This is a genomic window from Klebsiella quasivariicola, assembly GCF_002269255.1.
In the GTDB taxonomy this organism is placed as follows: domain Bacteria; phylum Pseudomonadota; class Gammaproteobacteria; order Enterobacterales; family Enterobacteriaceae; genus Klebsiella; species Klebsiella quasivariicola.
In genome coordinates this window covers 4,683,677-4,696,195 of record NZ_CP022823.1, presented here as the reverse complement: position 1 = coordinate 4,696,195, position 12,519 = coordinate 4,683,677, and the positions used below count along the sequence as shown (strand labels likewise).

Annotated in this window: 11 protein-coding genes; 7 read left to right on the top strand and 4 right to left on the bottom strand. The window is 58.8% G+C overall.

From position 1 onward, the window contains the following. Nucleotides 1-46: 46 nt before the first annotated feature. From B8P98_RS23655 to citS, 4 genes are all read right to left on the bottom strand, one after another. The gene (locus tag B8P98_RS23655) at nucleotides 47-1,348 is read right to left on the bottom strand and encodes an oxaloacetate decarboxylase subunit beta (protein WP_095033466.1); all 1,302 of its coding nucleotides are present in this window, start codon (nucleotides 1,346-1,348) and stop codon (nucleotides 47-49) included. A gap of 15 nt (nucleotides 1,349-1,363) precedes the next feature. Beyond that, nucleotides 1,364-3,127, bottom strand: coding sequence for a sodium-extruding oxaloacetate decarboxylase subunit alpha (gene oadA, locus B8P98_RS23650; protein WP_095033465.1), 1,764 nt, complete (start codon nucleotides 3,125-3,127; stop codon nucleotides 1,364-1,366). Nucleotides 3,128-3,142: 15 nt separating this feature from the next. After that, the gene (locus B8P98_RS23645) at nucleotides 3,143-3,394 is read right to left on the bottom strand and encodes an oxaloacetate decarboxylase subunit gamma (protein WP_025713786.1); all 252 of its coding nucleotides are present in this window, start codon (nucleotides 3,392-3,394) and stop codon (nucleotides 3,143-3,145) included. A 155-nt stretch (nucleotides 3,395-3,549) separates the two neighbouring features. Beyond that, nucleotides 3,550-4,890 carry a citrate/sodium symporter CitS gene (gene citS, locus B8P98_RS23640; RefSeq protein ID WP_025713785.1) on the bottom strand — a complete coding sequence of 447 codons (1,341 nt, stop codon included), beginning with the start codon at nucleotides 4,888-4,890 and terminating at the stop codon, nucleotides 3,550-3,552. Between the two features lie 256 nt (nucleotides 4,891-5,146). Between citS and citC the strand changes: the two genes are divergently transcribed. The 7 genes from citC (at nucleotide 5,147) to carA (ending at nucleotide 12,484) form a co-directional block, all read left to right on the top strand. Continuing rightward, nucleotides 5,147-6,175 carry a [citrate (pro-3S)-lyase] ligase gene (gene citC / locus B8P98_RS23635; RefSeq protein WP_095033464.1) on the top strand — a complete coding sequence of 343 codons (1,029 nt, stop codon included), beginning with the start codon at nucleotides 5,147-5,149 and terminating at the stop codon, nucleotides 6,173-6,175. Between the two features lie 30 nt (nucleotides 6,176-6,205). After that, on the top strand, nucleotides 6,206-6,499 hold the full coding sequence (gene citD, locus B8P98_RS23630) for a citrate lyase acyl carrier protein (protein WP_042929679.1): 294 nt from the start codon (nucleotides 6,206-6,208) through the stop codon (nucleotides 6,497-6,499). Beyond that, on the top strand, nucleotides 6,496-7,365 hold the full coding sequence (gene citE / locus B8P98_RS23625) for a citrate (pro-3S)-lyase subunit beta (RefSeq protein ID WP_025713782.1): 870 nt from the start codon (nucleotides 6,496-6,498) through the stop codon (nucleotides 7,363-7,365). The genes citD and citE overlap by 4 nt, the downstream gene beginning before the upstream one ends. Before the next feature lie 10 nt (nucleotides 7,366-7,375). Beyond that, nucleotides 7,376-8,902: a citrate lyase subunit alpha gene (gene citF, locus B8P98_RS23620; RefSeq protein ID WP_095033463.1), complete on the top strand. Its 1,527-nt coding sequence runs from the start codon at nucleotides 7,376-7,378 to the stop codon at nucleotides 8,900-8,902. 19 nt (nucleotides 8,903-8,921) lie between these two features. Continuing rightward, the gene (gene citG / locus B8P98_RS23615) at nucleotides 8,922-9,830 is read left to right on the top strand and encodes a triphosphoribosyl-dephospho-CoA synthase CitG (RefSeq protein WP_025713780.1); all 909 of its coding nucleotides are present in this window, start codon (nucleotides 8,922-8,924) and stop codon (nucleotides 9,828-9,830) included. Between the two features lie 226 nt (nucleotides 9,831-10,056). Beyond that, the gene (gene dapB, locus B8P98_RS23610; RefSeq protein ID WP_025713779.1) at nucleotides 10,057-10,878 is read left to right on the top strand and encodes a 4-hydroxy-tetrahydrodipicolinate reductase; all 822 of its coding nucleotides are present in this window, start codon (nucleotides 10,057-10,059) and stop codon (nucleotides 10,876-10,878) included. 457 nt (nucleotides 10,879-11,335) lie between these two features. Further along, complete coding sequence (gene carA, locus B8P98_RS23600) at nucleotides 11,336-12,484, top strand: glutamine-hydrolyzing carbamoyl-phosphate synthase small subunit (RefSeq protein ID WP_025713778.1); 1,149 nt, start codon at nucleotides 11,336-11,338, stop codon at nucleotides 12,482-12,484. Nucleotides 12,485-12,519 lie beyond the last annotated feature (35 nt).

The window sequence follows — 12,519 nt, the reverse complement described above, 5'->3', positions numbered from 1 at the left end:
TTTGTTGCCCGGAGGCGGCATAACCGCCTCCGGGAAGGAGGCTGGCCTACATCGCCAGCACGTACTTGAGCATCACCCCGGCGGCGATCGCCGAGCCGATCACCCCCGCCACGTTCGGGCCCATCGCATGCATCAGCAGGAAGTTCTGCCCGTCCGCGTCCAGACCCACTTTGTTCGACACCCTGGCCGCCATCGGCACCGCCGACACCCCGGCGGAACCAATCAGCGGGTTGATTTTGTGTTTACTGAACACGTTCATCAGCTTCGCCATCAGCACCCCGGCGGCGGTCCCCACGCAGAAGGCGATCACCCCCAGCACCAGGATCCCCAGCGTCTGCGGCTGCAGGAACTTGTCCGCCACCAGCTTGGCCCCCACCGACAGCCCGAGGAAGATGGTCACGATGTTGATCAGCGCGTTCTGCACCGTTTCGCTCAGCCGGTCCACCACCCCGCTCTCGCGCATCAGGTTGCCGAAGCAGAACATCCCCAGCAGCGGCGCGGCGTCCGGCAGCAGGAGCGCCACCAGCAGCAACAGCACCGCCGGGAAGAGGATCTTCTCCCGCTTGCTCACCGTGCGCAGCTGCACCATGCGGATCTTCCGCTCCTTATCCGTGGTCAGCGCCTTCATGATCGGCGGCTGGATCAGCGGCACCAGCGCCATGTAGGAGTAGGCCGCCACCGCGATGGCCCCGAGTAATTCCGGCGCCAGCTTGCCCGACAGGTAAATCGCCGTCGGGCCGTCGGCGCCGCCGATGATGCCGATGGCCGCCGCCTGCGGCAGGGTGAAGCTGATGATGCCGAAGTAGTTCAGCGTCAGCGCTCCGAGGACGGTGGCGAAGATACCGAACTGCGCCGCCGCTCCCAGCAGCAGGGTGCGCGGGTTGGCCAGCAGCGGGCCGAAGTCGGTCATCGCCCCGACGCCCATAAAGATGACCAGCGGCGCGATGCCCGAGCCGATGGCCACCTTATAGAAGATGGCCAGCACCCCGGCGGAGTAGCCCATGTCCACCGCCAGCGTCTCCATCTGCCCCTGCACCGACGGCAGGGCCAGGGCCAGCGCGTCCTTAATGGCGTGGACGTCCGGCGCGCAGTGGAGCTTCGCGGCAATCACCGCCAGCTGCGCCGGGTCGTGGTGGGCCAGCAGGCTCTCCAGGGCGGTGAGCGCCAGTCCGGCCTCCGGGATGTTCGACAGCAGGCCGCCGAAGCCAATCGGCAGCAGCAGTAACGGCTCGAACTTTTTCGCGATGGCCAGCCACAGCAGCAGCAGGCTGACCAGCAGCATGATGGCCTGGCCGGCACCGAGGTGCATCAGCCCCATGCCCTGAATCAGGGCGTTCAGACTTTCCATTTGCGCTCCTCGTCCTTACGCCAGGGTCAGCAGGGTGTCGCCGACCGCCACCGCGTCGCCGGCTTTCACCGCGATACCGCGGACGGTGCCGGCCTGCGCGGCGCGGATTTCGGTTTCCATCTTCATGGCTTCCAGAATCAGCAGCACGTCGCCTGCGGCCACCGTCTGGCCTTCGCTGACGATGACTTTCCAGATGGTGCCCGCCAGCGGGGCGGTCACCGGGGTGCCGGCGCCGGCCGGGGCGGCGGCCTGAACCGGTGCGGAAGAGGCTGCGGTCAGCTGGCTGACGTCGCCGCCGTCGCTGACTTTGACCACGAAGGCTTTGCCTTCCACTTCCACGGTGTAGACGCCGGAGGCGGCAGGCTTCTCTGCTTTTGCCACCGGCTGCGCGGCTTCCACCTGCGGCACCGGCTCAAAGGCCGCCGGGTTGTGGCGGTTCTCAAGGAATTTCAGGCCGGGCTGCGGGAACAGCGCCACGGTGAGCACGTCGTCGATGGCGTTCTGCGCAAGCTGAATGCCCTTCTCCTGCGCCTGGCGTTTGACGTCGGCTTCCAGCGCGGCCAGCTCCGGCTTGAGTAAATCCGCCGGGCGGCAGGTGATGGCCTCAGCGCCGTCGAGCACCCGCGCCTGCAGGGCGGCGTTCACCGGTACCGGGGTGCGGCCGTATTCGCCTTTCAGTATCCCGGCGGTTTCCTTCGCGATGGTCTTGTAGCGCTCGCCGGTCAGGACGTTGAGCACCGCCTGGGTGCCGACAATCTGCGAGGTCGGGGTCACCAGCGGAATAAAGCCGAGGTCCTCGCGCACGCGGGGGATTTCCGCCAGCACCTGGTCGAGTTTGTCCGCCGCGTTCTGCTGCTTCAGCTGGCTTTCGAGATTGGTGAGCATCCCGCCCGGCACCTGGGCGACGAGGATACGGCTGTCGGTGCCCTTCAGCTGGCCTTCGAAGGCGTGGTACTTCTTACGCACCTCGCGGAAGTACGCGGCGATACTCTCCAGTTTGTGGATATCGAGGCCGGTGTCGTACGGCGTACCGGCGAGGGTGGCGACCAGCGCCTCGGTGGCCGGGTGGCCGTAGGTGGCGCTCATGGACGAAATCGCCGTATCCACGCCGTCGACCCCGGCTTCAATGGCCTTCAGCAGGGCCATCTCCGCCATGCCGGTGGTGGCATGACAGTGCAGGTGCAGGGTGACGTCGTAGCGTTTTTTGATTTCACTGACCAGCTCATACGCCGCCCCCGGCGTCAGGATACCGGACATGTCCTTGATGGCGACGGAGTCGACGCCGGTCTCCAGCAGCTGTTCGGTGAGGTCGAGCCAGGTCTGCAGGGTGTGCGCCGGGCTGGTGGTGTACGAAAGCGTGCCCTGGGCGTGGGCGCCGTGGCGGCGGACCGCCTGCAGGGCGGCTTTCATGTTGCGCGGGTCGTTCATGGCGTCGAAGACGCGGAAGACGTCCATGCCGTTTTTGACGGCGCGTTCGACAAAGCGCTCCACCACGTCGTCGGCGTAGTGGCGGTAGCCGAGCAGGTTCTGGCCGCGGAGCAGCATCTGCAGCGGGGTCTTCGGCATCGCCTTTTTGAGCTCGCGCAGGCGGACCCACGGGTCCTCGCCGAGAAAGCGGATGCAGGCGTCAAAGGTGGCGCCGCCCCAGCACTCCAGCGAGCGGTAGCCGACGTCGTCGAGCGCAGCGGCAACGGGCAGCATATCGTCGAGACGCAGGCGGGTGGCGAACAGGGACTGGTGGGCGTCGCGCAGGACGACATCGGTAATGGCAACGGTCATGAATTCCTCCGTGAATTAAGGGTGAAGACGGCGATGGTGGTGAATGGCGGCGACAATCGCCGGCTTCAGGCGGGCGAAGTCGTCGGCGGGCGCGACGGCGGCCGGCGCCGCGCTGGGGGCGGCAGGCGGCTCAGGAAACAGGCGGTTGACGGCGAGGGACATTCCCCGGATGGCAAAGATGAGCAGCAGCAGGAAAACCAGCACAAAGCCCATGCCGAGACACATCAGGGTGAAGCCTTCGCCTAACAGGACGGCATTGTCAGTCATTGGTACATCTCAATAGGGGCACGATGGCGCGCTGACTGGCGACGTTTCTGGCGTTTCCGGCTAAGGAGCAGGGTGGATTTCCCTCTGCCGCTCCCGGCATTGGACCCTGATAGCCATTTACGTCGTGAGTTCAACGGCGTCACCGTGCAAATGGGTTAAATCATCATGCCGAACACGATACTGGCGATGACCAGCACAATACCGCCGCCCAAACGGGAAGAGATTTGCGCATAGGAAATAAGGTTCATTCGGTTACAAGCGGAAAGGACTTCCAGGTCACCGGAGCCGCCGCGGTTGGCCATACACAGGCCCGCGGTGATCGCCGATTCAATCGGAAAGAAGCCCATCATCCAACCGCCGATCGCCGCGCCGAGCACTGCGCCGATAACGATTACGGCGGCGATAACGACGTTATAGACAGTAATGGCATTGATGATTTCCTGCAGGTCGGTGTAGCAAACGCCGACGCCGACCATCAGGACCCACAGCAGCTGTTTGGAGAAGAAATCAGACAGGCGCTTGGCACCGGCTTTGATTTCTGGTGAGCACAGGCCAGAGGCGTTCAGCGCTGCGACAATCAGCACCATCCACGCAAAATAGTGAATAGAAACGCCGCCAATGCTGGGCAGAATTTTCTTTGCTACGACATAAGCGAGCAGGAAGCAGGTGGTGGACAACACCAGGCCGACAGCGGTTTCGCGATGGGTGATTTCACCCGCTTTCTCGTCCTCTTCGACTTTGAACGAGGCTTTACGCACCAGCTCGCCTTCACCGCTTAGCCAGGTGTGTCTTTTACCGATGATATCGAGTACCGCGGCAAAAATGATGGCGAAGATGTTGGCGATGGTCAGGATGGCGATGGCGGTAGAGTAGTACTCTTCGCGAGAGCGGCCGGTGACGGAGTGGTAAATTTCCGACAGCGGTACCGCGCCCGCGCCGTTGCCGCCGCCCATGATCGGCAGGACGTAGAGCATCATGATGCGATCCACCGGAATACCGAACACCAGGCCGATAGCGATGCCGAAAATAGATGCGCCGATAATGCCCATCAGGATCGTCGGAATATAGCCAAGCAGCGATTTCAGCAGCAGACGGCGGTTCACGGAAAGGATCGCCCCGGTAATTAATACTGCGATGAATAAGTTAAGGAAGTTACTCTTATCCATCACGTTGCTGATGGCATCGATCTCTTTCTGCGTGAAAATACCGGCATAGACGAAATAAGCCGCCACCAGGAAAATCATCACCGGGGCTCCACCGATATATTTGTTGAATATTGGCAGACGTTTGCCAATTTCACCGAACAGGGCGCCAATAATAAACATTATGGCGAAGCCGCCGACAATGTCGGTGGGTAACGCGTTAAAGAAATGGGAAAGTAATAGCGTAATTAACGCAAACGCATAAAGGGGCAGCGGCATGCCGAAGATTTTGAATCCCAGCAGGTCGCTAACGCCCTTTTTCTCCGTTGCCGGAGCGTGGCTCATGTTAGTCATAAACGTTATCCTGTTTATTGATGGAGTATTAAGACCGGCGCATAGTAATAAATAGAATCACTGCCAAGGTGTGATTACCTTCACTGAATACTCGTGTTTTTTATTAATTTAATTGGTTTAATGATGCTGAATTAATTAACAACATAAAAACCATAAAGCCAATTAAGCCACGAGAAAAACTGTGATTTAAATACAAGAATCCATAGCCGAACGCTGGCGAAATACAGGTCGTTTTGGAATAACGAAGCGCTAAAAAATGACTCTGATATTAAAACGCGTTCAGCTACAAAAGGATAAACCGCGGCGAGAGGCGATCGACCGATTTCTGCGTCAACATCAGCTCTCATTAGAGGCTGATTGTGAAATGGCGATCGTCGCCGAGTATCAGCAGCGGCTGGTCGGTTGCGGCGCCATTGCCGGTAACGTGCTGAAGTGCATCGCGGTCGATCCCTCGCTGCAGGGAGAAGGGCTGAGCCTGAAATTACTGACGGAATTACTCACTCTGGCCTATGAGCTGGGGCGCAGTGAGCTGTTTCTCTTTACGAAACCTTCTAACGCCGCGCTGTTTTCGGGGGCTGGCTTCTGGCCAATAGCCCAGGCCGGCGATCGCGCTGTGTTACTGGAAAATAGCCGGGAACGCCTCACCCGCTACTGCCGCCAGCTGGCCATGTACCGCCAACCGGGACGCAAAATTGGCGCCATTGTGATGAACGCCAATCCTTTCACCCTCGGCCACCGCTGGCTGGTGGAGCAGGCGGCCCGACAGTGCGACTGGCTACATCTGTTCGTGGTTAAAGAAGATGCATCCTGTTTCTCCTATCAGGATCGCTTCACGCTCATTGAAAAGGGGATTGTCGGTATCGACAAGGTCACGTTACATCCCGGCTCGGCATATATCATCTCGCGGGCCACCTTTCCCGGCTATTTTCTCAAAGATCAGGGCGTGGTCGATGACAGCCACAGCCAGATTGACCTTCAGCTGTTCCGCGAGCGTTTAGCGCCAGCGCTGCAGATAACCCATCGTTTTGTCGGTACAGAACCACTGTGCTCGCTGACCCGCCATTACAACGAGCGCATGAAAGTGTTGCTGGAAGCACCTGGCGATACCCCGCCTGTAAAGGTAGTTGAACTGGCGCGAATCGAACAAAACGGCGCCCCGATCTCGGCTTCCCGCGTGCGCGAGCTTTACCGGCAGCGCAACTGGCAGGCCGTGGCGGCGCTGGTGCCGCCGGGTACGCTCACTTTTCTGATGCAACTGGCGGAAAATGAACATCAAACCGCCTGATTTATAGGCCATAACCAAGGATTTGCCTCTATGGAAATGAAAATTGACGCCCTGGCCGGCACGCTGGAGTCCAGCGATGTGATGGTCAGGATTGGGCCGACGGCGCAGCCGGGTATTCAGCTGGAGATCGACAGCATTGTGAAGCAGCAGTTTGGCGCTGCGATTGAACAGGTGGTCAGAGAAACGCTGGCGCAGCTTGGCGTCAGCCAGGCCAACGTGGTGGTCGATGATAAAGGTGCGCTGGAGTGCGTTCTGCGTGCTCGCGTTCAGGCTGCGGCGCTGCGCGCTGCACAACAGTCCCAAGTGCCATGGAGCCAGCTATGAAACCCCGTCGCAGTATGTTGTTTATCCCCGGCGCCAATGCCGCCATGTTAAGTACTTCCTTCGTTTACGGCGCCGATGCGGTGATGTTTGACCTTGAAGACGCCGTGTCGCTACGCGAAAAAGATACCGCTCGCCTGTTGGTGCATCAGGCGCTGCAGCATCCGCTGTATCAGGATATCGAAACTGTAGTGCGTATTAACCCATTGAATACGCCCTTCGGTCTTGCCGATCTTGAAGCGGTGGTGCGTGCAGGCGTGGATATGGTGCGTCTGCCGAAAACCGACAGCAAAGAAGATATCCATGAGCTGGAAGCTCACGTCGCGCGTATTGAACGTGAGTGCGGCCGGGACGTCGGCAGCACCAAACTCATGGCGGCTATCGAGTCGGCGCTGGGCGTGGTGAATGCGGTTGAGATCGCCCGTGCCAGCCCGCGGCTGGCGGCGATCGCGCTGGCGGCCTTCGACTACGTCATGGATATGGGCACCTCCCGCGGCGATGGTACCGAGCTGTTCTATGCCCGCTGTGCGGTGTTGCACGCCGCCCGCGTCGCCGGTATCGCCGCCTATGACGTGGTGTGGTCGGATATCAATAATGAAGAGGGATTCCTCGCGGAAGCGAACCTGGCGAAGAACCTCGGCTTTAACGGCAAATCGCTGGTTAACCCGCGACAAATTGAACTGTTGCACCAGGTCTATGCCCCGACGCGTAAAGAGGTCGACCATGCGCAGGAGGTGATAGCTGCTGCGGAAGAGGCAGAATCGCGCGGTCTTGGCGTGGTATCGCTGAACGGCAAGATGATCGATGGACCGATTATTGACCACGCTCGCAAAGTGGTGGCGCTCTCGGCTTCCGGTATTCGTGATTAAGGGGAACAAGATGAAAGAGACAGTAGCAATGCTTAATCAGCAGTACGTGATGCCGAATGGACTGACTCCTTATGCCGGCGTAACGGCGAAAAGCCCCTGGCTGGCGAGCGAGAGCGAAAAGCGCCAGCGCAAAATCTGCGATTCGCTGGAAACGGCGATTCGTCGCTCCGGCTTGCAAAACGGGATGACCATTTCATTCCACCACGCGTTTCGCGGCGGCGACAAAGTCGTCAATATGGTGGTGGCGAAGCTGGCGGAAATGGGCTTTCGCGATCTGACCCTGGCGTCCAGTTCGCTGATCGACGCCCACTGGCCGCTGATCGAGCATATTAAGAACGGCGTGATCCGCCAGATCTACACCTCCGGACTGCGCGGCAAGCTGGGCGAGGAGATCTCCGCCGGATTAATGGAAAACCCGGTGCAGATCCACTCCCATGGCGGTCGCGTACAGCTGATTCAAAGCGGCGAGCTGTCGATTGATGTGGCGTTTCTTGGCGTCCCCTGCTGCGACGAATTTGGCAACGCCAACGGTTTTAGCGGTAAGTCACGTTGCGGTTCGCTGGGCTACGCCCGCGTCGATGCCGAGCACGCTAAATGCGTGGTACTGCTGACTGAAGAGTGGGTGGATTATCCTAACTACCCGGCCAGTATTGCCCAGGATCAGGTCGATCTGATTGTCCAGGTAGACGAAGTCGGCGATCCGGAAAAGATTACCGCTGGCGCCATCCGTCTGACCAGCAACCCGCGCGAACTGCTGATTGCCCGCCAGGCGGCGAAGGTGGTCGAGCATTCCGGGTACTTTAAAGACGGCTTCTCGCTGCAGACTGGCACCGGCGGCGCCTCGCTGGCGGTGAGCCGCTTCCTCGAAGACAAAATGCGCCGTAACGGCATTACCGCCAGCTTCGGCCTCGGCGGCATCACCGGCACGATGGTCGATCTGCACGAAAAGGGGCTGATCAAAACGCTGCTCGATACCCAGTCGTTCGATGGCGACGCCGCGCGTTCGCTGGCGCAGAACCCGAACCACGTCGAGATCTCCACCAATCAGTATGCCAGCCCAGGCTCTAAAGGCGCCTCCTGCGAGCGCTTAAACGTGGTAATGCTCAGCGCGCTGGAAATCGATACCGACTTTAACGTCAACGTGATGACCGGTTCTAACGGTGTGCTGCGCGGGGCGTCCGGTGGCCACAGCGATACCGCCGCCGGTGCGGATTTGACCATTATTACCGCACCGTTAGTTCGCGGCCGTATTCCCTGCGTCGTGGAAAAGGTGCTGACCCGCGTCACGCCGGGGGCCAGCGTGGATGTGCTGGTCACTGACCACGGCATTGCGGTAAACCCGGCGCGTCAGGACCTGATCGACAATCTGCGCAACGCGGGTATCCCGCTGATGACCATTGAGGAACTGCAGCAGCGTGCAGAGCTGTTGACCGGCAAGCCGCAGCCGATCGAATTTACCGATCGGGTGGTCGCAGTCGTGCGCTATCGCGACGGCTCGGTCATCGATGTGATTCGTCAGGTTAAAAACAGCGACTAAGCGCAGAGGGGAAAAGGCGATGAACAACGTGTTAATCCATCCTCCGCGTTTGCAGCGCGTGACGGCAATGACTGCAGATGAGATCGTCAGCGCGGTGGAGCGCGCACTGTTAACCGAAGTTCGCCTGACCCCCAAGCCTGGGTTAGTGGATATTCGTAACGCTGGCGCGCACCACGATATGGATTTGGCCTCGTTTGAAGCCAGCACCGCCGTGGTGGCCCCGTGGATGGAAAAGTTTTATATCATGGGCCACGATACCGCGGCGGTCGCGCCGGAGCAGGTATTGATGATGCTGCGCCCGGTGGGAATGGCCTGCGAGAACGATATGCTGGAAGTGACCGGCGGAGTGAATACCCATCGGGGGGCGATCTTCGCTTTTGGTCTGCTGAGCGCGGCGGCAGGCAGGCTGGCGTCGAAGGGAGAGCCGATGGAACAACATCGGCTGTGCGATCAGGTGGCACGCTTCTGTCGCGGCATGGTTATGCAGGAATTATCCTCGGCTAACGGGGAGCGACTCAGTAAAGGCGAGGCTCATTTTCTGCGTTATGGCCTCGCCGGCGCGCGCGGCGAGGCAGAGAGTGGATTCCTGACGGTGCGCACCCAGGCGTTGCCGGTCTTTAACCGTGTGATGGCGGAAACCAGCGACAGCAACCTGGCGCTGCTGCAAACCCTGCTGCACCTGATGGCGTGGAATGATGATACTAATCTCGTCTCGCGCGGCGGGCTGGCCGGGCTGAACTATGTCCAGCAGGAAGCGCAGCGATTGCTGTGGCAGGGAGGCGTGCTGGCTGACGATGGACTGGAGGCGATGCGCCAGTTTGACGATGAGCTGATTGCCCGCCACCTCAGCCCCGGCGGCAGCGCTGATTTACTGGCGGTGACCTGGTTTTTATCCGCCTTTCCTGGCGGCGCGCTTTTCCCGCAGTAATTCCTTCCACCCCGTCTCCGCCCGCCTTGTGGGGGCGGAGCATCCTCATTTCTCTTGCTGGTTGTCACTGCGTAAACGTGGATTTGCGGCACAAACTTATAGTTTTTACTGATATCGTCCGCCGTTTGTCATAAATTTCTAATTATCGGCGTTTTTGAGTAGCGGCCCGCTGATGGGCTGGTTACTCTGAAAACAATTTACGTAATGTTAACAAAAGAGAATAGCTATGCATGATGCACAAATCCGCGTGGCCATCGCCGGCGCGGGCGGCCGGATGGGACGCCAGTTAATTCAGGCTGCGCTGCAGATGGAAGGCGTGGCGCTGGGCGCGGCGCTGGAGCGCGAAGGATCCAGTCTGGTGGGCAGCGATGCCGGCGAGCTGGCGGGCGCAGGAAAAGCGGGCGTTACGGTGCAAAGCAGCCTGTCGGCGGTTAAAGACGATTTCGACGTCCTGATCGATTTTACCCGCCCGGAAGGCACGCTGAACCACCTGGCCTTCTGCCGTGAACATGGTAAAGGGATGGTTATTGGCACCACCGGGTTTGACGACGCGGGCAAACTGGCGATTCGCGATGCTGCCGAGGAGATTGCCATTGTCTTCGCCGCTAACTTTAGCGTCGGCGTCAACGTCCTGTTAAAGCTGCTGGAGAAGGCGGCGAAGGTGATGGGCGACTATACCGACATCGAAATTATCGAAGCGCACCACCGGCATAAAGTGGATGCGCCGTCAGGCACCGCGCTGGCGATGGGCGAAGCGATCGCCGGCGCATTGAACAAAGATCTGAAGGACTGCGCCGTTTACAGTCGTGAAGGTCATACCGGCGAACGTGTCCCGGGCACTATCGGCTTTGCGACCGTCCGTGCAGGCGACATCGTCGGAGAGCATACCGCGATGTTTGCTGATATCGGCGAGCGTATTGAAATCACCCATAAAGCGTCCAGCCGAATGACGTTTGCTAATGGCGCCGTTCGTTCAGCTTTATGGCTGAAAGCTAAGAAAAATGGCCTATTTGATATGCGTGATGTGCTGGATCTGAATGCTTTATAACGATTATTACCCATCGTGATGTGGTTATTGCTATCAATAAGTTATTGATGCAAGGGGCAATATTTTGTTGCCCTTTTTTATTTTTGCGCATTACATGATTTGTTTTTGATGAAATGGCTAAAACATGCTTTCTTTGCCTGTTTTTTAGTGAATGGAATGTAAATTTTGACCATCTGGTCCACTTTTTTGCTGGTTAGCGCTCTGTTTTACACTCTTCCACGTCCGCAAGCGTTTTCTAAGGCAGGTTTGTTGATCTTTTTGGCGTAAAAATCACGTCTTATGCGCCAGTGGCGTAAAATGGCATTAAAAATCTCCGCTTTGAGTTGACTTTTATCCGACATCTCTCCAGAATGCCGCCGTTTGCCAAAAATCTGCGGGCAACAGATTTGCATTGATTCAGATCGTGTTTATGAATTAATATGCAAATAAAGTGAGTGGATATTCTCTGGAGGATGTTTTGATTAAGTCAGCGCTATTGGTTCTGGAAGACGGAACCCAGTTTCACGGTCGGGCCATCGGGGCAACCGGCACGGCGGTTGGGGAAGTCGTTTTCAATACTTCAATGACCGGTTATCAAGAAATCCTCACTGATCCTTCCTATTCCCGCCAAATCGTCACTCTTACTTATCCTCATATTGGTAATGTCGGCACCAACGCCGCCGATGAAGAATCTTCTCAGGTGCATGCGCAGGGTCTGGTTATTCGCGACCTGCCGCTGATTGCCAGCAACTTCCGCAGTACTGAAGACCTCTCTTCTTATCTGAAGCGCCATAACATCGTGGCGATTGCCGATATCGATACCCGCAAGCTGACGCGTCTGCTGCGTGAGAAAGGGGCGCAAAACGGCTGCATCATCGCGGGCGACAGCCCGGATGCCCAGCTGGCGCTGGAAAAAGCGAAAGCGTTCCCGGGCCTGAACGGCATGGATCTGGCGAAGGAAGTCACCACCGCAGAAACCTACAGCTGGACGCAAGGCAGCTGGACCCTGGCGGGCGATCTGCCGGAAGCGAAAGCGGAAAGCGAGCTGCCGTTCCACGTCGTGGCATATGACTTCGGTGCGAAACGCAACATCCTGCGCATGCTGGTTGACCGCGGCTGCCGCCTGACGGTGGTGCCGGCGAAGACCTCCGCCGCGGACGTACTGGCGCTGAATCCGGACGGTATCTTCCTCTCCAACGGCCCTGGCGACCCGGCGCCGTGCGATTACGCTATCGAGGCGATTGAAAAATTCCTCGAGACCGATATTCCGGTGTTCGGCATCTGCCTTGGCCATCAGCTGCTGGCGCTGGCGAGCGGTGCCAGGACCATTAAGATGAAGTTCGGTCACCACGGCGGCAACCATCCGGTTAAAGATATCGACAACAATGTGGTGATGATCACCGCCCAGAACCACGGTTTCGCGGTGGATGAAGCCACGCTGCCGGCTAACCTGCGCGTGACCCACAAGTCGCTGTTCGACGGCACCCTGCAGGGGATCCATCGTACCGATAAACCGGCGTTCAGCTTCCAGGGCCACCCGGAAGCGAGCCCGGGGCCGCACGATGCCGCACCGCTGTTCGACCACTTTATCGAGTTAATTGAGCTCTACCGTCAGTCCGCGAAATAATCAGAACCTGTTTATGTTCTGCTGTGCTCGGGAAT

Bases quoted from the DNA above. Each gene is read 5' to 3' on its own strand.
- B8P98_RS23655 (WP_095033466.1), bottom strand. From the start codon at position 1,348: ATGGAAAGTCTGAACGCCCTGATTCAGGGCATGGGGCTGATGCACCTC.
- oadA (WP_095033465.1), bottom strand. From the start codon at position 3,127: ATGACCGTTGCCATTACCGATGTCGTCCTGCGCGACGCCCACCAGTCC.
- B8P98_RS23645 (WP_025713786.1), bottom strand. From the start codon at position 3,394: ATGACTGACAATGCCGTCCTGTTAGGCGAAGGCTTCACCCTGATGTGT.
- citS (WP_025713785.1), bottom strand. From the start codon at position 4,890: ATGACTAACATGAGCCACGCTCCGGCAACGGAGAAAAAGGGCGTTAGC.
- citC (WP_095033464.1), top strand. From the start codon at position 5,147: ATGACTCTGATATTAAAACGCGTTCAGCTACAAAAGGATAAACCGCGG.
- citD (WP_042929679.1), top strand. From the start codon at position 6,206: ATGGAAATGAAAATTGACGCCCTGGCCGGCACGCTGGAGTCCAGCGAT.
- citE (WP_025713782.1), top strand. From the start codon at position 6,496: ATGAAACCCCGTCGCAGTATGTTGTTTATCCCCGGCGCCAATGCCGCC.
- citF (WP_095033463.1), top strand. From the start codon at position 7,376: ATGAAAGAGACAGTAGCAATGCTTAATCAGCAGTACGTGATGCCGAAT.
- citG (WP_025713780.1), top strand. From the start codon at position 8,922: ATGAACAACGTGTTAATCCATCCTCCGCGTTTGCAGCGCGTGACGGCA.
- dapB (WP_025713779.1), top strand. From the start codon at position 10,057: ATGCATGATGCACAAATCCGCGTGGCCATCGCCGGCGCGGGCGGCCGG.